The organism is Serratia sp. JSRIV002, assembly GCF_019968725.1.
Classification (GTDB): Bacteria; Pseudomonadota; Gammaproteobacteria; order Enterobacterales; family Enterobacteriaceae; genus Chania; species Chania fonticola_B.
On sequence record NZ_CP074143.1, the window covers coordinates 147,855 to 170,130 of the forward strand.

The 22,276-nt window shown below is 44.4% G+C and carries 27 protein-coding genes and 2 pseudogenes; 13 read left to right on the plus strand and 16 right to left on the minus strand.

Annotated elements, in window-relative coordinates; translation table 11 throughout:
• Positions 1-481: 481 nt before the first annotated feature.
• The 3 genes and pseudogenes from KGP26_RS00590 to KGP26_RS00600 form a co-directional block, all read right to left on the minus strand.
• Positions 482-796, minus strand: coding sequence for a hypothetical protein (locus KGP26_RS00590; RefSeq protein WP_039996087.1), 315 nt, complete (start codon positions 794-796; stop codon positions 482-484).
• A 548-nt stretch (positions 797-1,344) separates the two neighbouring features.
• Positions 1,345-1,609, minus strand: a pseudogene (locus KGP26_RS00595) (IS5/IS1182 family transposase); the annotation flags it as partial.
• A 57-nt stretch (positions 1,610-1,666) separates the two neighbouring features.
• A complete protein-coding gene (locus tag KGP26_RS00600; protein ID WP_223536873.1) occupies positions 1,667-2,029 on the minus strand; it encodes a hypothetical protein in 363 nt (120 codons plus the stop codon).
• Positions 2,030-2,051: 22 nt separating this feature from the next.
• On the opposite strand from KGP26_RS00600, the pseudogene KGP26_RS00605 reads away from it, so the two are divergent.
• Together KGP26_RS00605 and KGP26_RS00610 are read left to right on the plus strand one after the other, a co-directional pair.
• A pseudogene (locus tag KGP26_RS00605) lies at positions 2,052-2,180 on the plus strand (integrase); the annotation flags it as partial.
• A gap of 497 nt (positions 2,181-2,677) precedes the next feature.
• The gene (locus KGP26_RS00610; protein WP_223536875.1) at positions 2,678-5,974 is read left to right on the plus strand and encodes a P-loop NTPase fold protein; all 3,297 of its coding nucleotides are present in this window, start codon (positions 2,678-2,680) and stop codon (positions 5,972-5,974) included.
• Positions 5,975-6,359: 385 nt separating this feature from the next.
• Here KGP26_RS00610 and KGP26_RS00615 read toward each other — a convergent pair whose 3' ends face one another.
• The 10 genes from KGP26_RS00615 to KGP26_RS00660 all read right to left on the minus strand — a co-directional run bounded on the left by KGP26_RS00615 (position 6,360) and on the right by KGP26_RS00660 (position 11,802).
• Entirely contained in the window at positions 6,360-7,487 is a 1,128-nt protein-coding gene (locus tag KGP26_RS00615; protein ID WP_223664881.1) for a hypothetical protein, read from the minus strand.
• A 405-nt stretch (positions 7,488-7,892) separates the two neighbouring features.
• Positions 7,893-8,141, minus strand: coding sequence for a hypothetical protein (locus KGP26_RS00620; RefSeq protein WP_223536879.1), 249 nt, complete (start codon positions 8,139-8,141; stop codon positions 7,893-7,895).
• A gap of 9 nt (positions 8,142-8,150) precedes the next feature.
• Positions 8,151-8,429: a hypothetical protein gene (locus tag KGP26_RS00625; RefSeq protein ID WP_223536881.1), complete on the minus strand. Its 279-nt coding sequence runs from the start codon at positions 8,427-8,429 to the stop codon at positions 8,151-8,153.
• A complete protein-coding gene (locus tag KGP26_RS30350) occupies positions 8,414-8,593 on the minus strand; it encodes a ClpX C4-type zinc finger protein (RefSeq protein ID WP_371824834.1) in 180 nt (59 codons plus the stop codon). The genes KGP26_RS00625 and KGP26_RS30350 overlap by 16 nt, the downstream gene beginning before the upstream one ends.
• A gap of 179 nt (positions 8,594-8,772) precedes the next feature.
• Positions 8,773-9,177: a zinc-ribbon domain-containing protein gene (locus tag KGP26_RS00635; protein WP_223536884.1), complete on the minus strand. Its 405-nt coding sequence runs from the start codon at positions 9,175-9,177 to the stop codon at positions 8,773-8,775.
• Positions 9,165-9,569, minus strand: a complete 405-nt coding sequence (locus KGP26_RS00640; protein ID WP_223538555.1) for a zinc-ribbon domain-containing protein — start codon at positions 9,567-9,569, stop codon at positions 9,165-9,167. The genes KGP26_RS00635 and KGP26_RS00640 overlap by 13 nt, the downstream gene beginning before the upstream one ends.
• A gap of 94 nt (positions 9,570-9,663) precedes the next feature.
• The gene (locus KGP26_RS00645) at positions 9,664-10,281 is read right to left on the minus strand and encodes an inovirus-type Gp2 protein (RefSeq protein WP_223536886.1); all 618 of its coding nucleotides are present in this window, start codon (positions 10,279-10,281) and stop codon (positions 9,664-9,666) included.
• Complete coding sequence (locus KGP26_RS30355; protein WP_223536888.1) at positions 10,241-10,408, minus strand: zinc-ribbon domain-containing protein; 168 nt, start codon at positions 10,406-10,408, stop codon at positions 10,241-10,243. Before KGP26_RS30355 ends, KGP26_RS00645 begins: the two co-directional genes overlap by 41 nt.
• 382 nt (positions 10,409-10,790) lie before the next feature.
• Positions 10,791-11,054 carry an AlpA family transcriptional regulator gene (locus KGP26_RS00655; RefSeq protein WP_223536890.1) on the minus strand — a complete coding sequence of 88 codons (264 nt, stop codon included), beginning with the start codon at positions 11,052-11,054 and terminating at the stop codon, positions 10,791-10,793.
• A gap of 145 nt (positions 11,055-11,199) precedes the next feature.
• Positions 11,200-11,802, minus strand: a complete 603-nt coding sequence (locus KGP26_RS00660; protein ID WP_223536892.1) for an inovirus Gp2 family protein — start codon at positions 11,800-11,802, stop codon at positions 11,200-11,202.
• Between the two features lie 1,494 nt (positions 11,803-13,296).
• Here KGP26_RS00660 and KGP26_RS00665 point away from each other — a divergent pair.
• On the plus strand, positions 13,297-14,160 hold the full coding sequence (locus KGP26_RS00665; RefSeq protein ID WP_223536895.1) for a hypothetical protein: 864 nt from the start codon (positions 13,297-13,299) through the stop codon (positions 14,158-14,160).
• A 64-nt stretch (positions 14,161-14,224) separates the two neighbouring features.
• Here the strand turns inward: KGP26_RS00665 and KGP26_RS00670 are convergent, their stop codons facing one another.
• The 3 genes from KGP26_RS00670 to KGP26_RS00680 all read right to left on the minus strand — a co-directional run bounded on the left by KGP26_RS00670 (position 14,225) and on the right by KGP26_RS00680 (position 16,073).
• The gene (locus KGP26_RS00670) at positions 14,225-14,707 is read right to left on the minus strand and encodes a hypothetical protein (RefSeq protein WP_223536897.1); all 483 of its coding nucleotides are present in this window, start codon (positions 14,705-14,707) and stop codon (positions 14,225-14,227) included.
• Positions 14,708-14,965: 258 nt separating this feature from the next.
• Positions 14,966-15,373, minus strand: coding sequence for a hypothetical protein (locus KGP26_RS00675; RefSeq protein ID WP_223538559.1), 408 nt, complete (start codon positions 15,371-15,373; stop codon positions 14,966-14,968).
• A gap of 91 nt (positions 15,374-15,464) precedes the next feature.
• Positions 15,465-16,073 carry a hypothetical protein gene (locus tag KGP26_RS00680; protein ID WP_223536898.1) on the minus strand — a complete coding sequence of 203 codons (609 nt, stop codon included), beginning with the start codon at positions 16,071-16,073 and terminating at the stop codon, positions 15,465-15,467.
• 435 nt (positions 16,074-16,508) lie between these two features.
• On the opposite strand from KGP26_RS00680, the gene KGP26_RS00685 reads away from it, so the two are divergent.
• The 10 genes from KGP26_RS00685 (at position 16,509) to KGP26_RS00730 (ending at position 22,159) form a co-directional block, all read left to right on the plus strand.
• Positions 16,509-17,396: a GTPase family protein gene (locus KGP26_RS00685; RefSeq protein WP_223536901.1), complete on the plus strand. Its 888-nt coding sequence runs from the start codon at positions 16,509-16,511 to the stop codon at positions 17,394-17,396.
• Positions 17,397-17,458: 62 nt separating this feature from the next.
• Positions 17,459-17,929 carry a hypothetical protein gene (locus KGP26_RS00690; RefSeq protein ID WP_223536903.1) on the plus strand — a complete coding sequence of 157 codons (471 nt, stop codon included), beginning with the start codon at positions 17,459-17,461 and terminating at the stop codon, positions 17,927-17,929.
• Between the two features lie 131 nt (positions 17,930-18,060).
• On the plus strand, positions 18,061-18,417 hold the full coding sequence (locus tag KGP26_RS00695; protein WP_223536905.1) for a hypothetical protein: 357 nt from the start codon (positions 18,061-18,063) through the stop codon (positions 18,415-18,417).
• 189 nt (positions 18,418-18,606) lie between these two features.
• A complete protein-coding gene (locus KGP26_RS00700; RefSeq protein WP_223536907.1) occupies positions 18,607-19,044 on the plus strand; it encodes an antirestriction protein in 438 nt (145 codons plus the stop codon).
• A gap of 18 nt (positions 19,045-19,062) precedes the next feature.
• Positions 19,063-19,551, plus strand: coding sequence for a DNA repair protein RadC (radC, locus tag KGP26_RS00705; RefSeq protein ID WP_223536909.1), 489 nt, complete (start codon positions 19,063-19,065; stop codon positions 19,549-19,551).
• A complete protein-coding gene (locus KGP26_RS00710) occupies positions 19,545-19,877 on the plus strand; it encodes a DUF5983 family protein (RefSeq protein ID WP_223536911.1) in 333 nt (110 codons plus the stop codon). Before radC ends, KGP26_RS00710 begins: the two co-directional genes overlap by 7 nt.
• Positions 19,878-19,939: 62 nt before the next feature.
• A complete protein-coding gene (locus tag KGP26_RS00715) occupies positions 19,940-20,425 on the plus strand; it encodes a hypothetical protein (RefSeq protein ID WP_223536913.1) in 486 nt (161 codons plus the stop codon).
• Positions 20,426-20,430: 5 nt separating this feature from the next.
• Complete coding sequence (locus KGP26_RS00720; RefSeq protein ID WP_223536916.1) at positions 20,431-20,763, plus strand: TA system toxin CbtA family protein; 333 nt, start codon at positions 20,431-20,433, stop codon at positions 20,761-20,763.
• 76 nt (positions 20,764-20,839) lie between these two features.
• A complete protein-coding gene (locus KGP26_RS00725) occupies positions 20,840-21,214 on the plus strand; it encodes a type IV toxin-antitoxin system YeeU family antitoxin (protein ID WP_223536919.1) in 375 nt (124 codons plus the stop codon).
• 87 nt (positions 21,215-21,301) lie between these two features.
• The gene (locus tag KGP26_RS00730) at positions 21,302-22,159 is read left to right on the plus strand and encodes a DUF4942 domain-containing protein (RefSeq protein ID WP_223536922.1); all 858 of its coding nucleotides are present in this window, start codon (positions 21,302-21,304) and stop codon (positions 22,157-22,159) included.
• Positions 22,160-22,276: the final 117 nt, after the last annotated feature.

Here is a 22,276-nt window from a genome sequence, read left to right on the forward strand (position 1 = left end):
AGATGCACTTTCATATGTATTAATTTTTATTGCTGCATAAAGTACTTTGATACTATTTGACATTGAATATAAGAGCAAGAAAGAGCAAATAACAAGAATAGAGCCTATATCTATATTATCAAAATTAAAGAAATAAATTTTATCTTCAAAGACTTTCTGAATGTAAATTCCTTTAATGATAGAAACTGAGGTAGTAGTAGCTAAACCGAACGTTATGACAGAAAAAATTGCATTAGAAAAAACGCCATAATGAATAGGAAAATTGTTTATATATACCGTTTTATTTTTCTCAAATTTATCAATAGATAAGTAATGTACTATAAAGCAAATTGAAATAAAAATCCAAAGAGACAAATTTAAATTTTTCCATTCAAGAAAATCTCTAACATTCTGATGTACATAGTCTTTATAATTTACATAAAAAATAGAAAGTAAAACCAATAAAAAAGGACAATCAACAATTTATTATTGAATTTGCACATTATTTTTTACTCTTATTGAAATTTTCTACTTTATTTTTTTCTTCTTCATCGGATTTTACACCAACAATAGCACCAATAGTTGCTCCGATAGCAATGCCAGCAATACCAAATAGTACACCTACTACTCCCCCCATAGCAGTGGTATAAGCTAGACTGCTACCACTTTCAGCTTGAACAGAGTTTACTGAATATATTTTATCTTTTACTTTCAGTTTGCTTGAACCAATGTTTTTTGCTAAATCCTCCCTATCCTTTGCTATGTTTTTAAGATAGACTTTATCTCCAGTCCCTTCATCTTTTACAAATAATTTCATGTTATTACCTTTTTATATTTAATATTGTCTTCTTACTAATTTTTCTTTATTACCTTCACAACCTTTATGTGAATTAGTGATGTAATAATTATTACGCACCACATTCTTTAGTATAATAACCAACCAGAATATAATCAATTACCAAGTTTAACATTAAACTTATTTAAATTCATAGGGATATGAGTTTGTCAAAGAATATCTATGCGCTTGCTCTCATTTTGTCATTCGTTATATTTATACTTCTACTTTAAGCTATTTGTATTTGATATGATTTATCAATTGTTTTCACAGATCGATCGGCATCAATTGATAGCATCTGACTATCATAATTTATTTATTGATCGTTAATAACGATTAATTTATTGGGTTTTAGTACTGAATCGGGTTATCATGATTAGATGAAAACTTGCAAGGAATACTGAAAAGTGTTTTAAAATCAAGTGCAACTACATTGTAGTTACTGTGATGAATTAGTGTCCCCCAAGGCTAAGAAGGGCTTTGTTAAATAAATAGGATTTAGATAATAGCTCCTCCTGTCAGTCATTTTCTCAGACAATCCGTACACTTTCTGGCATTCCTCCACGCGTCATTTTTGTTCAATGCACGGATCATGGCCATCGCCTCACCGACCTGTGCATCATAGTCACGCAGTGTAAGGTGCCCGCCGAACAGTTGTTTTACACGATACATCGCCGTTTCCGCCACCGACCGCCGGTTGTAAGCCGTGTTCCATTTCCAGTAGGCGTTACTCCCCGTAAGCCGCTGCCTCGCTACCGCCTGATTTCGCTCTGCGTACTCCGTTGGCCAGTAACCTCCATGGTATAAGGAGTACATAAGGTAATGGAGGAAAGTTTCTCACGCTCAGGAGCATCATACCTTTGGTGGTTCGAGAGAAATAAGCCACTGCGTCATATCCGTTAAAGACTCATCACTACTGTGTTTCAGGCCGAACAGCAAATCCTCTTGGCGGGGTTGGCCGAAGACAATACGGTAGAGCGCCAGCTCTCGCTTAAGCCGTTTAAACTTAATGTTCTCTTTGCTGTACGGCAGCATGGGAACCCGGCGTTCTATGCGAGCGGTTCCCTCTTCAAAAATCCAGTAGGGAATCAGGTCAGACTGTCCCTCTTTGCGTTGGCTTGCCGCAAGCGCGAAGAGCTGTGCCCATGGATCTGCACTTTCCGCCAGAGAATGAAGCGCACTCAAGCCATAATGCTCGGCAATATTCTTCCTCACAGCATGGCCCTTGTAACGATGTATCCATAAGGCAGAGCATTTGGATGAGCGCAGGCTGATGCTGCAGTGGTGGGCGGATTTTCTGGATACGAACCGGGTGAGGGCGGTTAGCCCGTTTGATTATGCACGATTACAGAAATCGAAGATGTAATAACTGCAATATTGATTGAGATGAGTAAGAGAGATAAATTTATGAGCGAGCCATATTTCTGTGGTTTATTTGTATTTATTAGTTGATTCTGTAATAGATACTGTTTCATGTGTTCGATACCATGATCGATTTCACTACGTTTTCAATAGGGTTGAGTAATATCAGCCTTGAAGTGGCCGTATCATCAACAAAATTCAAATAGAGACTTGCATTTGCCATGTTTATCCATTTAACCATTTATTCGTCAACCTCGCTATCAGTGTTTTAAACGTATCATTCCGCCTTTTGGAAATGGCAAAGTCAAGTTCCGTAAGCCTGACTTATGTCCTGCTTTTTGTACACGCCTTTTAGAATGAGATCATTCAATAATTTTCCTTATCTGCAGATAATCTCTATTTTGTGAGTAATATCAAGACAACTTGGAGGTAAATCGATATGCTATCTATAGGTGGTCATTATTGTCATGAGGACACCTTTTACATTCATCATGAGAATGGATGATTATTAATTTATTTAGTGGGGTTATTATGGGATTGAAACTGCAAACTGAGACTCCGTCGGAACATGATATATTTGAAGGGCAGAGTCATGAAAAAGTAGCGTCTATGATGGCGGGCGTAATGCGACAGCCTGGGATTAATATTGTTGGGTTGGAGGGGGAGCTTGGTTCTGGTAAATCCACAATTATTCATTTTTTGCAGAAAAAACTTCACAGTGAATTTACTTTTATTAACTTTGACGCTGAACGCTATCATCATGGCTCTACGAAAAAAGCATTAATTGATGTTATTCATAAGGGTATAAGTAAAAGTGATGGAGTTAATATACGTGCTCTTGATAAATTTAAAAATAAAGCTCTAGGTAATATTGTTGAATATGAAAAAAAAGTAAAAAGTAGATTGAGTTGGTGGACTGTTGCTTTTGTTTTTCTTTCTTTATTGTCAGTTCAAATGATCCGATATCTGATTGCTGATGTGAATTACTATTTAACTGAAACTAAGCCTCTCAGTGGATTTGTCTTAATTGCTGAAAGTATTGGGTTTGCATCACCTATTATATTACTATTTTCACTTTGGGTTAGAGGAATATGTTGTAAAAATAGGAAGCATGATGATGCAATTACTACTGTTGGAGATCTATTCAAACAGAATAGCGTGGATAGGATATCTGAAACATGGCTTATTAGTCGAGAGGTTGGAACTATAGAACTGACTGAGGCTCTTTCCGGATTTACTTCGTCAGAAACTTTAGCTATTGGCACTAGATTTATCCTGATTATAGATAATCTTGACCGCATAAGTGCAGAAAAGGTCAAAGAATTGTGGAGTGATATGGAGCTCATCGCTGGTGCAACGCATGAGCAATTCAGGATAATTATTCCATACTCAGCTAGGCAGGTGGCAACTTCACTTTCAGTCGAGGGACATAGTGGCAGAGAGTTCATTGCTAAACGTATTCCTGTATGCTTTAGTGTCCCCCCTTTGATAACTGCAGGCTGGCAGGATGCATTTCAGAAATTGTGGCAGGAGTCCGTGCATGCCTCTGACTTGCAGTCCTGTTTGGAAGCAATACAGTTGTTGGAACGTTGGAGGCCTACTGAGTATCCACGTATTACGCCAAGGCTGATGAAGAAATTCGTTAATGATATTCACATCTTAGATTTGACAGTCCCAGCCCAAGATGATTTTAGACATATTTTGATAGCTCTTTATATTCTCGTCGTTCGCTATGGTGAGAAGGATATAAGCAATCTCTTACGAGTGCCTGTAGATGATAGTGAAGATTTTCATCCACCAACCCCTGATGATGTACTCACTGACCGTTTACAGGCGACGGTGAAACAACTCAATCGGATTTTTAATAATGACACAATTAGGTGGAGTGAATTCTTAATGAGTGTTCATTATCAAGCTGAGAAAGATTTGGCTAGAAGTGAGCTTTTTGATACACCACTAACTGAAGCTGTTAAGGAGCATAATGGGGGTAAGTTGGAATTGCTTATTAACTTATGGGGATTCAATCATGCATGGGCACGGGTGGCTAGTCGTATTAATATGTCAGACGGATTAATAACATTGGGAAGTTTGCCGGTTGATATGTTAGATGTTGTTATCAAGGAAGTTAACTCAACTATGCAGAGTTTGAATGCCACTTATGCTCTAAAACATAGGGCATCACTGAACGAGAAATTTAGTAAAACGCTTCTAAATCTATTGAGTCTGGAGAAAATAGAGAAAAAAGCGTTCATGATGCGTCAGCGAAATTTTATTGTTGCTGATTTAAATACTATCCACTCTGCTGATGATTACAATGCTTTGATTATACCAGAGTTATTATGCGAAGCTAACATATACTCTGCTATATTTGATGAGAATTTACTGGGTGAAATTGATTATGAATTGGATGGTAATATTTATGCTAATCATCTGCTAAATAAGGAGGTTGAATTAATAAATCTTAGAATAGATAAGTTGATTCTTTGTGATGATAGTATTGAAAGTATGTTGCGTGTTATTTTAGATGATGTTCTTGGTGATATATTTTTAGCAGGAGTTTTAAGGCATATTAATTTGTCCACTTCGGCAGTGCAACGCATAGTTGTTAATAAGAAAAATGACCTCCCTAAACAAGTAAGTGCATCTTATAATAAATTTTCACAACAGACAGTAATAGAAGGCGTTTTGGAGTTTAGAAAAATAATTTTCTTCCCGGGATGGAGTAATACTAATCATCTATCTTATTATGATAATCAAATACATATTAGAGAGAAACATCCTGCAGATTTCTCCGCACAAATTGTGGCTCATATGGTTGCAATTAACAACTACGATGGTATTGAAAATCATGAAGCGCAAAGAGAAAGTGAAGATTTTTTAGAATATCTTGAGAATTATTTTTGCTACTCGGTATCATTTGATTCGGTAATTAAATCACTATCTAATGATAGAGCTTTACCATTTGTTTGTGAAGCTATAAAAAATATAATTAATGGCTATAAAATATATTCAATATCAACGCCTAACTTTATCAGGCAACAATATTCTTTAATTAAAATGCGCCTCCCAGATGCTTTGCCTTTACAGATTGTAGAAAAGAGAGAAACTGCTGCATTGGCTAGTTTAGACGTGAATAGTATTGAAAAAATAAGTCCGTTGTTCCTTAATGATCTTTTCTCTTCGGAAGGGCTTACCAAAATTAAGCAAAAACTATACATCCTGAGTCAGGATGTATACAGCAGTGAACAACATCTTTATGAGGCATTTGGTAATATCGAGGCTAACAGAATTATAGTTCTTAAAGATATGGAAAAAAGTGGTGTTTACGTAAGCATGTCTGAGAATATTAACCTCTTTGCAGACTGGTACCGTCATATGGATGAAAAGGAGATCGAAAAAGCCGTAAATATTCATCTGCTATGGACTCTGTTGAAAGAGGAACAACGCATCGAAATTATTGAAGAACTGCATGATGTTCTTCTTGAAAGAGAAACTGGTCTGCAAAGGCGCATATTTATTATTCATGACTTTTATCAAGAGTTAACATACAAAGAACCTGAGGACTCCAATGATCGTCGTAGTATTGCTGCACTTTTCAACGCATCTCTTGAGGACCCTATACTGGCTGAGTGGCTTGATAAGCAAACTTTCAATTTTTCTAAATGGCCAAAGGGCGATGCAAGAACTGCTACTGTACATATCATTGAAAATAAAGGTGTGTTTCCAAATATATGTGCCTCATCTCTATACATTAAAAATAGAATTGATGAAAAAAAGACTTCTGATACTGTTGAGTGATTTATGTGACTAGCAGTTAATATAGACTGAGATCAAGAATGTGATGGTGTAAAGGGGAGCGAAAAATTTACTATTTTTATACTGGCGGGGTGACCCGCCTTTATTTATATCCTGCGTGTAAAAAGCCTTCAGCTAATTACCCCGTCAGCTTATTACATTATTTAAATCGAGCAACACGAGTTCACTGTTCGGTTACGTTACTTTGGCGTAATGTAGTAACTCATTGGGCCGGCTCTTGTGCCAAGCCGGCAAGCGGGTAGCACATCGCGAAACCAGATATACGGGTTGCGACCATTGATTTTTGTGGTTTTCAACAGACTCAGAATAAGCGCTCAGTAAAACATCTGCGATTGCCAGTAATAAAATTTGGTTCAATGCTCTTCCCTCAGTTAACCGGTGCGTAGAGACCAAGTGATGCGCGAGCAATACGTGAAGCTTGTTCTAAGGGGGTCCCAGGCCGTTCAGATTCCCAGTGGAAAAACTGATTTGTTGCTGCTTTTTTATTGCGGGAATAATTCCAGTATTTAACGAAACTTTCAGCAGCCCATGCTACATAACCCCTTGCGGAAAGTACTAGCCCAAGATTATTCCAAGTGGAACCACGTTTAGGACTTATACGTAAAGATGCTGTCAAATTGTTTTGTGCACTCACCAAATCGCCTACCATGTAATAGGCATAACCCAGATTACCTAACACCTCAGCATCGATGGGATATAAGGATTTAGATAATTCAAGGGTGTTGATAGCAATTGCATATTGCTGACTATTAATAAGTAAAATCCCTTGTTTGTTATATCTTCTTGCCTGGGCTCTGTCCTCGCTGGTAACTCCTTTGGGACGCGGTGTAATATTGGTGTGTTTAACAAGTTGAAGTGCAGATCCAGTATTAGGCAGTAATTGACTCATTAACCGCTTATCTTGTGGGGTGAGAAAATAGACCTCTTGTGGAGCTGTGGAGATCATTTGCAATTGAATCTCAGGAGGGACTTTTAGCAGTTTATAAAGTTCCAGCATATCAATTGAAACTGAGCGAGCTCGATCCGAATCAGATCCGCCTACATTGGCACGATGTACGCCAATGATACTGTTTACCTCAGAGAAACGTCGGGTTCCTGAAGCGAAAATAGCAAAACAGGCGCTTATGCACTGTTGGCCTGCCGCAACGTAGGTATCTATTCTATTTGCGAGCACATCACTGAATATTATCTTACTTTCATCAACTACTCCGCCAGGAGAATTAAGGAAGACTATTTGTATGGGGTGATTGATTTGCCGGTACTGTTCTACCAGGAAATGGAACTTTTGAGCATCACCAGGCTGAATTGCTCCATCAAGCGTCATGTAAATCGTACTGTCTCTCAAGACCCCAACATCAATGGTGGCAGCGTGCGTGTTCAGGGAGAACAACGACGCTGCTGTGAACAAGGTCCCTGCCAGGTAGAGATTGCCAATTATGCGAAGTAAGCGCACGCATGACCTGAACTCGCTATTGTACTTCCAATTGACCAACATAGCTGATACTCAATAATCCATAATGATAAAAAATTATCTGGCTAAAGCAAAGTTATTGTCAATAGTGATACCACTAAGGACTAAAGAACGGTGAAAGCCAATATGGAACAAAAGGGAATGACTCAGTCGAAAAGCGGTAGATTATCCTAATGCTCAGGTGACATGTTTGCTGGCACTACTCAAGTTGATACGCAAAAACGGTTCTTTGTGTTAGGGTCAGGCTATCATAAACCTCAACCTCAACCTCAACCTCAACCTCAACCTCAACCTCAACCTCAGACGTGGCAATTATCATGCCGGATTGCCGCAGCTTTAAGACATCGGCAGCGATGCACTAATACCTAGCCAGAAAAGACCATCCAGCGCATTCACCTGTAGTCCAGCCTCTAATGCCAACCTCGACGTTCACGTGGCTCTTTTATCTGCAGTGGTTCCTGCTGATGGAACACGGCGGATACGGTTTACAAGCAGATAGCGAAATGTTTCAGGAATATGGCTTAAATCGGCTTTAAGGCTATAAACCCGTCCCCGGCTTTTTCCGTTCATCATGACGGTTTTCTGGTTGAGCTGTAACTCAACGTTCAACCTGAAACAAAGCGTTATCTGGGAAGAACCAGCCAAAAAGTACTTTCCCTTGGCTGGCAGTGGTTTCATGGCAACAGCTTAAACTTCGGATTCGGTTTCAACATGAGATGAACGGCAATGCGGTAGGATATCTTCACTTTCGATATAGTCTTTCGTGACGTCTTTTCCGTTCACCAGGTACATGTTAAAACCCGCCATCACCGGCACAACGGTGATTTTTTTCTTTCGGGTAAGAAGTTTCTCCGATTTCTTTAAAGCTTCTGTATCAGTATCCAGCTTTTCAGCCAGTAGGTTATCTGATATGGCGACGGCTTTATCAATTAACGCGCCAGAATGTTTATCTAAAAAATGCAACATTTTGGCCGCCAGTGGATCTTTGGCTCCATTTCGCTGCGCGCATGAATGATTTTACAGCTCAGCGAAATGCACCCATCACAGATACAAACCTTAGGCCCGGCAATCAAATGCGCCACTTCTGCATTTGACTTACCACAAAACGAGCAATAGGCAACGTCTTTCATACATTCGCCTCATCGGGGAGAGTGACAAGCAAATCATATCCCATTGAACTCCGCAAGATGCTGCGGTCCTTCGTTCAGATCGAAGGCTGATATTTATGCTGTCGCTGATTGCGCCAACCCGGCATTCGACGAGCCCGCCTGACAAAAAATACCTCAACGGATCCGTAACAGTGTTACGTTCAGCGGTAATTCTCACGCCACGTTGCTTCTGTAATGCTGTATATCCCGGTGCTACACGTAATGCAGTGTTTTTCCCCCTGGTAATGGCTCTGGCACCTGACGCAGTACCAAGACTGTACCGCGGCAGGCGCTGCAAGCCAGCCCACCGTTTTGCGCAACTGCGCGTGTCTTTCATCAGCCTTAACCTGCGGGTCCAGATTTGCACACTTCATCAGCGTCGCTACCGGAACGGTCTGCTGATCATGTTCGAACCAAGGGGCCACGCCGGGCTCGCCAACATGCAATATCAGCCTACAACCACAGGAAACGCAGGTGAGCACGCCACTGTCCCTGTTGATGGCCTCTTTTGTTGTTACAAAATGCCCGGAGTTGTCATTGGCCAGGTAACATTTCAACATGCGCATACGGTGACCTCTGACGGGTTGGCATGACGGCTGTGTTTACCGGTATGGCAAATCAGGCAATTTTGTTCCCCGTGGTAGTGGCTATCACAGCCTGCGCAAAGCCAGTCGGTTTTTCGTATCAGCGCCCTGGCATCAGGTACGTAACGACGTAGCTGCTTGATACGCTGCATTTCTACACGCTTAGGCTTGACGTAGGGGCAGTGTCGGCCTCGGGCGGTTAACGTGTTCTGCCGATGTTCAAACCAGGGGCGTTCCGCGTGATATTCCGGATGGAACGTCATCGCGCTACCGCAAAGAGGGCAACGGTAGCGGTCGTAAAGGGCAGACTGTGCTGTGAGGGCCCCGGTCAGGCGTTCATTGCCGTCTAATACCATAAAGGATTTTGCATACATCATATTGGTTCTCCGCACGACCTTACGCTTAAGGGACATCCGTCCCTGTATGGGCAGAAAGTCGTGCTATCGAAGGGAAGTGAGTGAAATCAGGTCAACGAGCGGGGTGACGTAAATAGTTAATGATTGCTGGTTTGTCAGGTAAAGATAACTGCATCGCGTTGTTGCTAAGCGCAGCATACTGGGATGGATAGGTATCGGGTTCACCACGAGCAACCCGGAGGCAAATGGTTTCCGACAGCTGAACCTGCACCCACTCGTTAGACGGGCCGATAGCTGATGACCAGGCTTTGCTGATGAGGGCGTTAACAGCACAAACTTGCGTCTGTAACGCCGCATCATGGCGGACGCTGTAGAACGTATCCTGGTTGAGCAGCAATAACATAGGGATCCCCCCATCACCCTCAGTTCCCCATAACAGGCTGATTTGGGTAGGTGGTGTTGGTTTACCTGCTAATTGGCGGCTGTTGAGAAATACGTTGATACGCTGGAGTAATGCAGCGTAAAACCGGGTTGTCAGCGTGTCGAGGGGCTGAGTTGAAGGATCGGGTAAGCGTAGTGTGATACGTAATGCGATCAGCCTCGGATAATGATCAATGGTCGCTTGCAGGGTGCGTTTGATACCGTGTTCGTCGAGTTGAGTGGTTGAGTGGGGGAATGAAGCTCTCTCATTAACATTGCCATCTCTTATTAGGCGTACCCTGGGAGCCAACCGGTACGCTGAATAGGGCGCTGTGGCAGAAAGAGCACGGTTTGGCACCCGTGTATTGCCGGTGGCATTGCGTACATATCCAGCGGGTGGGTGCGCTAACTGGATTTACGGCGTTGATCTTTTGCATGTGAGTTTCCTTGTTTGAACCATGAGAAACGCTGGCCTTGCGACATGTTCAGAGAACATCGCATACAGCAGGGAGCGCGGGATTTTTATTGAGTAAGATTGGGGGGGGCGAATGATGTTACCGACGGTGGTTGTTGCTAATACCATCCATAAATACAGGCCGTTATGCCGAATGCAGTCTTTCAACCAGGGGGGAAATGGGGTCGGGAACATCAAAATAGTCACGAAGGAAGATAAACCAACGCGCTGTCGACATACGCTTTATTGGTCTTCTAGGGGCTCCAAAGACATGATTGGGAAGAAAACCTGCATACACCCGGGCATTGGACGTTAAAACGGCACAGTGGGCCTGTGGTGATGCTTTATTCATTGATCTTAATTCGTTATCGACTACCTGCCCATTGCTTTACCAGAGATATCTCGGCTTGCTGTTGCCCTCGAGACTGTTCGATCCGCTGCCGCACCCAGGTATGAACCTCACTGTGTAGCCACCTTGAACTGCGGCCGAGCTTGATGGGCTTTGGGAACTTGCCTTCGCTGATCAGCTTGTAGAACCATTTGTCGGTCAATCCGGTAAAGCTGGTGATAAAGGTCATGTCCACCAGCTTGTCTTCCAGCAAATTTAATTCGGTAAGTTGATTACTCATGATGTCTCTCGCTGTCTCACGTTAATGGAAGACAGAAGCAAGCAGTTACCACAATCCCTTAGTTGGTCTGCGTTTATCGGTGGCTGCTTACTCTGTCATTACCATCGAGAGGTGAGTAATTAATTACTTATCGGGGATGATGCTTTCAGTTGCGGCTGGTACCAAAGTTACGTTCACCGTCCTTACTGATTTTTGAGGTTTCTTTCGCAAGGTAAGCGACTCGTTCGATAAGAGCGGTGAGTTTCTTGCCATCACGAGGATTCTTTTTGTCCAGGAAATAGCAAGGATTTCTGGGGAAGAAGGTCAAAGACTGAAATTCTGGGTAAGCCACACCTAACGCACTGGCCCAGGCTTGCTTGATCATCGCTGCCAACGTTCCCTCTCCTTTATCGAAATCGCCTAAAAACGCATAGGCATCTTTGTTGAGCAGTAATGCCACGTGGTAATGCTTCTTCTTGCCATCCTGGTTAAATTCTCTGGCCCACATGTACCGTACCGTACAGGGGTGAACCCGTTTACCTTCTTTCTTTTTACGCGCAGCATCGGCTTTAAGTTTGGCGTTCAAGGCATCGAAAAAACGCGATATGCAGGCTGAGTCGGTGCGAGCAGGGATACCTTGGCCAGGAAGCCTCAAGTCAACACGTAATGCTAGCAACCTCGGATAGCATTCTGCTGCGCATTTGATTGTTTTAAGTATTTGCCGCATATAGTGGTCATTCATTGGGCCATACCAGGTAATCGAGTTCATTTATCTTACTCCTCAGTGATTGGATGGATCCGTTCAAACGCTGAACGTCCATTACCATCGACAGAGCAGTAATGATTTATTGAGTGAGTACTGTCGGTTGTTAAAACATGCTGTCATCGATGGAGAGGCTACAAGGGGGAGAGATAATGCAAAGACCCGTTCGATGATGATGAACGTCACCTAGGGGCTTCTGGTAAGGCATACGAAGGAAAATGGATAGCAAGACTAATTTCCATTGATTATTAAAGGATTATCCCTATCGGTTAACCCGTAATCGTTCCACATCAGCAATCATCAGGCAGAACACTTTCCCAATAGGACTTTAAAACGCGCTGTACGCCACGTAGAGAGGCTTAGGTAGCAAAGAGGTAACCTTGGTTACCCTGGAGGGTAACTAAACGCTCTGAAGGGTATTGGTAACGATTTGGGGTATATGACTGATATTATTTATAATTAATTATCATGACGACGACGTTAACCTGACTTCCTACGTGAATAACCTCAAATACCCGCCGTTAGCAGGCCTTATAGAGCGTCCCTTGTCTGGTAAGTAAACAGAATCAACGCAATCAGTACTACGAAGATTGGGAGAGATGGACCAACGATGGCTGTTACCTAAAGACCAGTCATTACCAGCAGATACTTAGTCATAAGGCCTGTGGATGAATCGATACCTGTACATAGAACGTTACTGCTCAGATGAACAGTAAGCTTCTAACTTAATCAGTTTGATGAACCTCTCGATAGGGAAGAGTCTAGATCCTGCATAACGTTGTCTTGTTAGTTACCTTTTACTGGCATCAACGCAGATACGATCCAAAACCCTTTACGGGTGAATGTTCGACTACTTGCTAGATGGCTCTTACGATAAGGGCCAACTCATGTTCCCTATGCATGTTCATAACATCAGATGGATCAACTCATTCCTACAGGTACACTGGTATCTTCGTATCGGTAATCTTGATGGTAACGATACGAAGTAAACCTCTCTTTGACTGGTAGGGTTCATATGGATAACTACCCTTCATGATACTTACCCCTACTGTTATATGTATATATTAAACAAACCGACGTAAAAGTGATGGTGATGACCTTTTCCTCATCCACGCTATAGCAAGCCACCTCTGGCTTTGAGCCGTTACTGATACCTAAAGTCATCTCAATAAATCACTCTGGAGTTAGTTCGAAGAGAGCGACTGCTGAGGACCGTTCATTACCCAGCAACGCATGCTGATTATAGCCTTGCTACCGCAGTAACTTTTCACTAAGAAATGAGCCGCCCCCCTTTTAAAGGCGTTGTACAGACCATTACCGTAGGCAATGACCATCGGAGCACAGGAGGACAAAATCGCAGGTCCAGGGGAGAACGTGTTTTTCATCACATAATAAATAACAGTAACTTGAAAAAAAGTGCAGCACCAAATAAAATCAAAATAAGTGCAGCACTTTAATTATTTAAAACTGCGTTTTGATTTTTATTTTTGAGGGTTTATTATGGTTAGTGAAAATAGAATTACGACGAATTTTAAATCAATTCAAATATATAATTTGGTTAGGGTTTTGGCGAAAAATAATAAAATTGGAGCTTCAAGAATTATTGAGGAAACGCTCAGGATTGCTTTTGATGAGCAACTAAAAGAACCTCAAAAACTATTAGATAATGGGACAGTTGGAAAAAACAGAAATTTACTTCCTAATAATTATTTTTTATCGGGATTAACATTGAATTTAGTTAATTTTACGGATGGGAAAGACTATACAGTTTCGCCGAGCGAGATTGTATTCGACATGAGTTTCCCATTGATAGAGTCTGAAGCTTTCAATTTCAATAGTAAAACGCAAAAATCAACCATAAACAGAATGGTGATACGAGGTGAAATCAATAGGCGATTGAAGTCAGAATTAGAGTCTTATATCTATGATTTCGCTTATCCTGACGCCATGCTGTTTTTCTTAACTAGAGCTGACGTTTCCTATAAAAAAGAAAAGCCTCTCTTTGTCAATTTTTATGCAACTGTAACCGTGTATATTCTGCCGATTCATTTAAATAAAAAGCATCTGGAAAAATATTCCTTGCTGGATTTCGCTAACATTACCTATAGGCAATTTAGTGATGTTGCTAAAAAAGGATGGAACAGATCAAAATACTCGCATCTGCTTTATATTGATGAAGTCTCACAGTCAAGATCCGGAGGGTATTTCATTGGGGTTCTCCATGAGCAAAAACAATTCACGCTGGAAGATTTCAAAAGGTTTGAAAAGGTAAGGATCCCCACTAGTGACAAGATATATTTTATTGACTTTCATCTTGATAACTCAAGAATGGTTATAAAAAGAAATCAGTCCAAGGAGAGATAAATGGCTGCTGCTTTTATGCATAATACAGATGAACCTTGGCCGTATTGGTCAAGGTTCCTTGTGCTTATTCGTTCACTACCCAGTCGATACTATCATTAGGGTCGTCTTGCTTTATTTTGCTACTCACAGGTTGATAAATATTCGCCAACTCAGTTTTGAAATAGCCCTTACATTTTATCTGTTTGATCAATTTCTTATCTTTAAAAATACCCAGGTTACTGACGGTACCGTCATTCTGTTCAGTGAAGTAAGTGACATAATCATAGTTGCCGTTACTGAAACGATAATAGACGGCCTCGCTACTGGCAAACGATACAGTTCCAAAATGCACGTTCTTCAGCTCGTTCGGTGGGTTGGGTAATTCGATCTCAGGGTTTTTGGCTGGTTTTCCATACGCGTACTTTAGATTATTGCCATCCCAGGTGATCCGGACGGCGCTGCCATTTTGTAACTGGCAGGACATGATATTGGTATCGGCTTCTGCCGATGCAGCAAATGCCAACAAGGTCACTGACAAGGAGATAACTAACTTAAAGCGATTTTTCATACTGTCATTCCTTTGTTGGAGACTTCTCCCTGCGGAGAGCTATTCATTGAGTAATGCACTAATGGCTGAAGGTCTCAGCCATTAGTGGTAAACGGGTTAACAACGACAACAGGCGCTGCACCCGTAGCAGATATCGCATAGTGAGCATGCGCTATCATCACAAAACTCACAGACGCCCATGAGTGTGCATATCCGGGTGTTGCTCGTTGAGCTGACGTTTCTTAGCGCGTTAATCTTCATTCATACCTCCGGTCTGGCTTACGAGTCGCTGGTTTTTGAGGGAGTGAGGATAGCTGTCGCGGTACCTCCAGCCACGGCTCCAGTGGTAGCGACTGCAACCGTGCCACCAGCCATACCTAACCCCCCTGCAGATATAGCCCCACCGCCCAATGCCGCCAGTGAAGCGTTTGTCAGGGCTGCACCAGAAAGTGTACCGATGGCGGTGCCTGTACTCGCCGTCCCTAAAAAACCCGCTGCACCAGCAGTAGCGGCGATGGCAGGGGCAAAGCAGAATGCGGCTCCACCTGTTGCTGCGGTCACGGCCACAGTCGCGATCACTTTCACCGGGTTTTCAGCCACATAATCAATCCCACCACTGACAGCTTCCTTTATGTCGTCAAAGAGACCGCACAGCCCGTAGGTACTGGTATTATCAAAAAGGCCCATTTGGGTACCTCGCTATATTGTTAAAAAAAGTCCGCATAAAAATCACCTCAAGTTTCACATTCATTTTTTCTGATCACTTTCCTCCTTGATGTTATAGGTCGCTTGCTTGTTGCTCTGCCGAGGCAGAGGCGTAGGTAACCCCTTCCTGATTCTGTAAAACTGACAGGAATACCATTACTGCGCTTTTCAAAGATGGGGGAAATAGTATGCCGTTAGTTAAGAATGCATCGGCCTGATAGGCGTTACCGTGAATATGCATCAGGTTATCGGCCATGATGCATTGTGCAGTACCGCCCACGGTTCTTGCATTATCCCGGATGATTTGGGTTGTGGTGCGGCATGCGATTTTAGAAAGCTCCCTGGTATTGGCTTTCTTTGAACTTAATTGACTGAATCCCGTCGTCAAAATGACGACGATAAAGATACTCCCCCCGATGATGTTGAGCCTTCTCAATAAATACCACGGGTAAAGCAGGGACCACCACGGACAGGGGGGCTTGTTAGCTGCTGCGGTAATCGCAACCCTATCTTGTTTAACAAAATACCAGTGAAATCCTAGCATTAAGAGAACAGTGGCAACCAAGGCCCGCACAGGCGATAAGAGAAGCAAGAGGGAAGCCAGCAGAGGGATTAACACCAAATTATTCGGTATGGGGCTTTTTGCCTCGCCCATAAAATTATTAAAAACAATGGGTAACATGGTCTCTTCATCCTTGTTGTTGAAACTGCAGTCCTGCATACAGAGGTCATACGGTTCCTGTTGCCTTCACTCTTCGCTGCCAGCCCTCCATCCATCACTAAAATCCCGCATCGTTATGCGCTCTCCAACGTGATAGGCCCAACCTGTGACAAGACAGGTTGCCGCTCCATAGATTAACATTGATCGTTAAAAGTGATCAATAATTAAATATTGATCGTTAAAATCGATCAAGAAAGTTATGCTAACACCCATTGCAAGGAGAGCGCTGATAAGGGGGTAAGGATGAAAAATCAATTAAAACAATATGGTTGTGAGTCCACCTTTGAGAATGGAACGGTGGCGGAGGACAAAATTCACTTGAAGGGAATTTCAGCCCTACATCACCTCAGTGAGGCCACTACCTCATTTTTCTTTTCCTTACTGAGGGTTCATACCATGAGTCAGCATTCAGGGTTCTCCCTGCTTGACCAACACCTTTCTGCACTGCCTGCTTCTCTGCGTGAGCATATCTTGCAGCGCTTGCGCCATTCCCTGTGTTACCAGCCGGTCATCGGCATCATGGGTAAAACAGGTGCCGGTAAATCGAGCCTGTGTAATGGGTTATTTAACGGTGAGTGTTGTGCCGTTAGCGATGTTGATGCTTGTACCCGAGAGCCTCAGCGTCTGACGCTAACCGTGGGGACACACTCGCTCACCCTGATGGATTTACCCGGGGTTGGGGAGAGTCAAGAACGGGACGCGGAATATGAAGCGCTCTATCAGCGATTACTCCCTGAGCTTGATCTTATCCTTTGGGTTATCCGGGCTGATGACCGGGCCCTGGCTGCTGATGAACATGTTTATCATCAGATACTTAAGGTCAGCCATACACCGCACCCCGCCATCCTGTTTGTACTCAGCCAGGCAGATAAGGTCGATCCTTCACTCACCTGGGATAGCGTGAGTCAGCAACCTTCACGGCAACAGCAAGACACGTTGCAGCGCAAGATCAATGCGGTTGCCGCCGGGTTCCAAGTCTCCCCCGCACATGTCATCGCTATCAGTGCCATCACCGGCTATCAGATGTCGTCTCTGGTGGAAGCCATGATTTATGCATTGCCTCGCTATGCCAGCAGCCATGTTTACGCCCATATCAATGCTTCTTGCCGCACCGAGATAGCCGTCGATAAAGCCAAGGAAGACTTTGGCGATACCGTGACGGAAATCGTGGATTGGGCCATTGGCTCCGTACCGGTACCTAACGCCCTAAAAGCACTGGTCCAGTCCGTTAAAAACACCGTTAAACAAGTGGCAAAGACGGTCTGGGACTGGTTTTTCGGTTAACCCTCCTGTTTTTGGCCTTGTGCCATTAAACAAAAAACACATCAACAACAAGGAAATAGACGATGAATAAATTACCTAGCATGACATTGGCTGCGCTGCTGGTTACGGCGAGTGCATCCGCTGCGGTCAGTGAGCAAACGTGGGGCGATTGGTTCGGCAATACCGGCGGTATGGAGTTCGCGCTGAACAGCATGAACAAAGCGGGGGAGCAATTGACAATCAGCTGCGGTGATCACCAGATGGTAGTGACGTATCAACAGCTTAAGGAAAACTACAGTGCGAGCTCGGTAGAGGGGTTGAAGGATGTTTACCTGATGATCAACGGTAAAAAGTACGGACTGGACAATGACGAACCAGCGGTCGGGGGTAGCATCCCGGCGCAGCAGGCATTTGACGCGCTAAAACAGTCCGGCCCGAAAGACAAGATTGCGTTTACCTCGCTTCAGTCAGGGGAATCAAAACCATTCAGTGCCCGTGGTTTGGCTCAAGCTTTGAAGGCGGTTTCCTGGCAGGACTGTCTGGACCAGCCTTAATCAACGTGGAATAACAGGCGTATGGATATCCGCAGCCTGACAGTAGAAGCGCGTTCTATTACGCCGCTTCATAACACCTCAGCAAACATACCTAACCCACTATCCGTGGAGCTCAGTAAGGAAACTTAACCATGTTAAAAACTGTTCTTGCAATCACATTACTTGCTACCAGCATAAGTACCTTCGCCGCCAACTCCCCTATAACGGTTCAATCTCGGGGGATTTATATTGGCAATAATGCCAATCTTCCTGCCTGGCAGTTGACGCTGACAAGTGTGGATAACGACATTACCGTTCAGTCGTTCACCCTTAACCGAGGTAACTGCGTTATTTCTTATCCGGGACGGGGGAAAGGCGTCAATAAACGGCTGCAATACGGTCAGAGCCTATCGTTCTCCACACCCAGTAATAGCGGCTTCACACAATGTAGACCCTTGGAGTTAACGGTACAGACCAACAAAGGCGCATTTACCTTTAACTGGCAATAATTGAATGTCTTAAAGCGACAATATGCGTTGACGTACAAGATCGTCATCACCCCATAAATAACGGTGTTACGAAGGCTTGTAGTACGCGTAGCTGATCCACTGAAACATTTATCCCCTATGAACAGGCTCCCCGGTTTTTCCGGCGGAGCCTGTTTTGTTATTGGCTTGTTCCACATCAAGAGAGTGAAAATGAACGCTCAGGTAAACACAAATACAGACATCGGCATGATCACGTCTACCGTAGTCTCCGATCGTCAAAGAATGAATTTCTGGCCCCGGCATTTTGGTCAGGTTTCTCGCTGGATACTGATAGAACCCCAAGTCTTCAGTTGGTTAGATCGCTTATGTGATGACTATCAAGGTGACTACTGGGATTTTCGTACGTTATCCAACGGTGGAGCCTACCTGATCCCCTCAACAGACCAGGTATACACGCTGTTCAATGCACTCAACGGTAACGAGGCAACGATGAATCGGGAAGCGGTGGGCATCACTGCCTGCCTGATGACCTACAGTCACCACGCCTGTCGGACCGAAAGTGAGGCTATGACGGATCATTTCTATCGACTGCGTGCATACGCTCTACAACACCCGGAAAGTAACGCCATCTTCTCTTTAATTGATTGACGTTCCAGGAGGTTCTCCATGCCTTATGCCCAGATGCTTTCACCCTCACCGGTATTTACTCGTGATCAGCAGAACATCATTAGCCAGGCTCTAGCGATACTCGAAACCCAGTTGCAGTGCCGACCTTATGCAATGACCTCACCCGAAGTGGTCAAAACCTGGTTGCGGCTCCATCTGCACCCACAAACGCGAGAATGCTTTATGGTGCTGTATCTCGATAACCGCCATCGGCTGATTGCCAGTGAAACGGTCTCCGTGGGCACTTTTAATGCCACTATCGTCTACCCCCGAGAAGTCGTGATACAGGCTTTGCGTCATCAGTCCGCTGCTGTCGTTATTGCACATAACCATCCTGCTGGAGATCCGACACCGAGCGAATCTGATCGTACGCTCACCGATCGGTTGGTCAATGCGTTGGATATGGTCGGTATCCGGGTATTGGACCATCTGATAATTGGCGACGGTGAACCGGTATCACTGGCTGAACGAGGGTGGTTACCATGTTAGCAACTTTCCCACAGCAAGAGCCTGCACTGTCTCGAGGCCTGCAATGCAGTTCGGCGCATATCAGTGAGGAGGACAATGCGTTGCTGTACCAGGTTTCCCATTATCAGGATGAGTTTAGCGATGGGGAGTGGATACATTTTACGGGGACGGGTTACTTGATCCGGCTGGATGCGTGGACGCATCCGATATTGCAACTCAGGCGGCTTGGGCTTTCTAAAGCCTGTCGTTATCTGGTTATCACGCTGATGAAACGCCATCAACTGACCTATCTGCATATTGATGCTCTGGGTGAGGTATTACCCGGTTTTGCCACGTTCGGTTGGTAACGCTTCTCCACGTTCAATGCCTCATCTCCCTATTATTCCGCTACTTTCTAGGACATTCCAACATGAATAGACATGCTGCGCCTACGTCTGGCGTATTCCATTTTCTTCAGCACAATACTGTTCTCCCGCAGGCTTGGCATTCCTTCTGCCAGGTCGCCATCCAGGCTTACCTGAAGATGCGGGAATATCCCGATACGTTGGGCTTAACCACTGCTCCGGTTATCTGTGAACACACAGGCAATCGCCCGTTACGCTTTGACGACAGTGTGATTGGGTTAGGTATGATCGGCTTCAATGGGGATCGCGCAGCCCACCAGGCGGGGGATCCGTTTTTACTGTACCGACGTCAAACACCCCATGCGCCGATCCGGTGTGATACGCGGGGATATCCTTACCAATGGCTGGTGGTGGCTACGCTATTACTGGCGAATACCTACAGTCCGAATTCCTGGACGATTGAATCCGATGTACCCCTGAAACAGTGGCACTCAGTCGCTTACTGGCTGGCCCAACGCTGCCAGTTACCGGTTTCTCCGCTTAAAGGTTAATCGCTATGAAGGCTATCGATAAAGTACTCCATACCGCCCCCAAAAAGCCTGCCTTGATCGAATACCAACAATTGCTCGCTTGGTTACTGGACCACTGCTACGGACTCACGCTCAACGACACGCCATACCACGACCCACTGGCTATTGCCCAACAGATTGAGTATGGGGTGACCGTACGTGAAACCATCAACGAACTGGTTCAAAAGTTCGACCTGGTACGCGTTGACCGTCCTGGATTCAGTTTGTTGGCACAAGATCCGACCCTGAGCGGCAGCGATATGTTGCGGGTTCGCAGCGCTCTGGGGCTGCGAACCCCCATTAATTCCCGCCTGGTTTAACCCGTCTAAACACATCTCGTTAATTCACTGACTCACCAGCCAGGCTGGTGGTGTTGTGCATATTAAGGAAAATATCATGGTGAAAATCCCCGATCCAAAAGCCCCGAACAACATTCCTGACCCTACACCATTCTGGGGCCTGCAACCTGACATCACACCGCGCTTGGGAGCTCGGCTGGTACAGCAGGGGGCTCATCTGCATTTTCTGAGTGACCGAGCTGGCTGTGTGGGTGCTTTTTCCCCTGAGGCTATCCAGGCTCTTGAGCTGGCATTTCCTGTGTTGGTTGAAACGCTGGAGACACTATTACGGTCTGGTGAGCTCGGTCCACGCCGCCAACATTGTGTTGCTGTTCAGCATGCGGGTTTTACCTGTGAAGCCGATACGTTGGGCAGTTTTGGTTATGTGTATATCGCCGTCTATCAAACGGCACGGCCACCCGTTGCAGAGTAATAGCCCAAACAGGCACAGAACATCCTATCTCAACCTTTCCCCCAGCTCGCGCAGATGCGGGCATTTTTGTTTTTGAGGATCCCGATAATGTCTCATTCGTTAAGTACGGTTACTGAAAACTCTGAAGTTCTTATCGGCCACACCGAACTCATCTGTTCGACTGACATCGAACGTTTGGTAACAGGCCGTGAAGTTGCATTGAAACAGATTGAAGCGTTGATGGTTCAACTGCAGGAGATTGGCAGTCTGATATTCAGTATCGGTGGCGGTAAGCTGGAAGATTGGGCAGTGCAATCTGGCCATCGTTACGGATGCCACCTCACTCTGGAACAAGATAAAGGTCTGGCTGCAATCACTCGCCAGATCGATCGCAAACTCTGGCAAGACCTGATGAATCGCTCTGGGATGCTGGCGTTGATGGACGCGCAAGCCCGCGATCATTGGTACAAGAGTCTGGAGAGTAAAGACCTACCCGCCATCAGTGAGGAAAGCATCTACAGCACGTTTGAGCAGTTGCACCATGATAAGGGGGAGGTGTTTGAACGTGGTGTGATTAACGTTTTTAAAGCGCTTTCCTGGGACTATAAAACCAACAATCCTTGCTGCTTCGGCAAGAAAATTATCGTTAGCAATTTGGTCAGCTACAACAAGTGGGGGTTTACTCTGAACCACAGTTACCGGCGTGACCAACTGGCGGATCTGGAACGTGTGCTGCACTTGCTAGATGGCAAGCCGTTGCCTGATAATCGAGGGGATATCACCAGTCGGTTATATGAGCATATCTGTGCAAATAGGCTGGTGGCTAAGGATTACCAAGATGATTACCTGAGCATTCGGTACTTTATGAAAGGATCGGCGCATATCGTATTCAGAAAGCCCGAATTGATTGATAGGATGAATGATATTGTCGCTAAGCATTACCCAGGAATGTTAGCCGAAAAATAGGTGGAGTGTAGTATGTTTGCTACGGTGAAAGCATAGCTAAAGGAGAAATGGCAGGACATGAAAGCCCGCATTCATTCCAAGCTAATATGTTTAAGACGTTACACTTTCATTCGTGAT

Coding starts and splice junctions, on each gene's coding strand:
- KGP26_RS00635 (WP_223536884.1), bottom strand. CDS start 9,177: ATGCGCATGTTGAAATGTTACCTGGCCAATGACAACTCCGGGCATTTT.
- KGP26_RS00715 (WP_223536913.1), top strand. CDS start 19,940: ATGAATAGACATGCTGCGCCTACGTCTGGCGTATTCCATTTTCTTCAG.
- KGP26_RS00690 (WP_223536903.1), top strand. CDS start 17,459: ATGAATAAATTACCTAGCATGACATTGGCTGCGCTGCTGGTTACGGCG.
- radC (WP_223536909.1), top strand. CDS start 19,063: ATGCCTTATGCCCAGATGCTTTCACCCTCACCGGTATTTACTCGTGAT.
- KGP26_RS00700 (WP_223536907.1), top strand. CDS start 18,607: ATGAACGCTCAGGTAAACACAAATACAGACATCGGCATGATCACGTCT.
- KGP26_RS00590 (WP_039996087.1), bottom strand. CDS start 796: ATGAAATTATTTGTAAAAGATGAAGGGACTGGAGATAAAGTCTATCTT.
- KGP26_RS00620 (WP_223536879.1), bottom strand. CDS start 8,141: ATGAAACCACTGCCAGCCAAGGGAAAGTACTTTTTGGCTGGTTCTTCC.
- KGP26_RS00640 (WP_223538555.1), bottom strand. CDS start 9,569: ATGTATGCAAAATCCTTTATGGTATTAGACGGCAATGAACGCCTGACC.
- KGP26_RS00720 (WP_223536916.1), top strand. CDS start 20,431: ATGAAGGCTATCGATAAAGTACTCCATACCGCCCCCAAAAAGCCTGCC.
- KGP26_RS00610 (WP_223536875.1), top strand. CDS start 2,678: ATGATTATTAATTTATTTAGTGGGGTTATTATGGGATTGAAACTGCAA.
- KGP26_RS00675 (WP_223538559.1), bottom strand. CDS start 15,373: ATGGGCCTTTTTGATAATACCAGTACCTACGGGCTGTGCGGTCTCTTT.
- KGP26_RS00710 (WP_223536911.1), top strand. CDS start 19,545: ATGTTAGCAACTTTCCCACAGCAAGAGCCTGCACTGTCTCGAGGCCTG.
- KGP26_RS00665 (WP_223536895.1), top strand. CDS start 13,297: ATGGTTAGTGAAAATAGAATTACGACGAATTTTAAATCAATTCAAATA.
- KGP26_RS30350 (WP_371824834.1), bottom strand. CDS start 8,593: ATGAAAGACGTTGCCTATTGCTCGTTTTGTGGTAAGTCAAATGCAGAA.
- KGP26_RS00660 (WP_223536892.1), bottom strand. CDS start 11,802: ATGAACTCGATTACCTGGTATGGCCCAATGAATGACCACTATATGCGG.
- KGP26_RS00695 (WP_223536905.1), top strand. CDS start 18,061: ATGTTAAAAACTGTTCTTGCAATCACATTACTTGCTACCAGCATAAGT.
- KGP26_RS00680 (WP_223536898.1), bottom strand. CDS start 16,073: ATGTTACCCATTGTTTTTAATAATTTTATGGGCGAGGCAAAAAGCCCC.
- KGP26_RS00625 (WP_223536881.1), bottom strand. CDS start 8,429: ATGTTGCATTTTTTAGATAAACATTCTGGCGCGTTAATTGATAAAGCC.
- KGP26_RS00615 (WP_223664881.1), bottom strand. CDS start 7,487: ATGTTGGTCAATTGGAAGTACAATAGCGAGTTCAGGTCATGCGTGCGC.
- KGP26_RS30355 (WP_223536888.1), bottom strand. CDS start 10,408: ATGCAAAAGATCAACGCCGTAAATCCAGTTAGCGCACCCACCCGCTGG.
- KGP26_RS00730 (WP_223536922.1), top strand. CDS start 21,302: ATGTCTCATTCGTTAAGTACGGTTACTGAAAACTCTGAAGTTCTTATC.
- KGP26_RS00725 (WP_223536919.1), top strand. CDS start 20,840: ATGGTGAAAATCCCCGATCCAAAAGCCCCGAACAACATTCCTGACCCT.
- KGP26_RS00655 (WP_223536890.1), bottom strand. CDS start 11,054: ATGAGTAATCAACTTACCGAATTAAATTTGCTGGAAGACAAGCTGGTG.
- KGP26_RS00670 (WP_223536897.1), bottom strand. CDS start 14,707: ATGAAAAATCGCTTTAAGTTAGTTATCTCCTTGTCAGTGACCTTGTTG.
- KGP26_RS00685 (WP_223536901.1), top strand. CDS start 16,509: ATGAGTCAGCATTCAGGGTTCTCCCTGCTTGACCAACACCTTTCTGCA.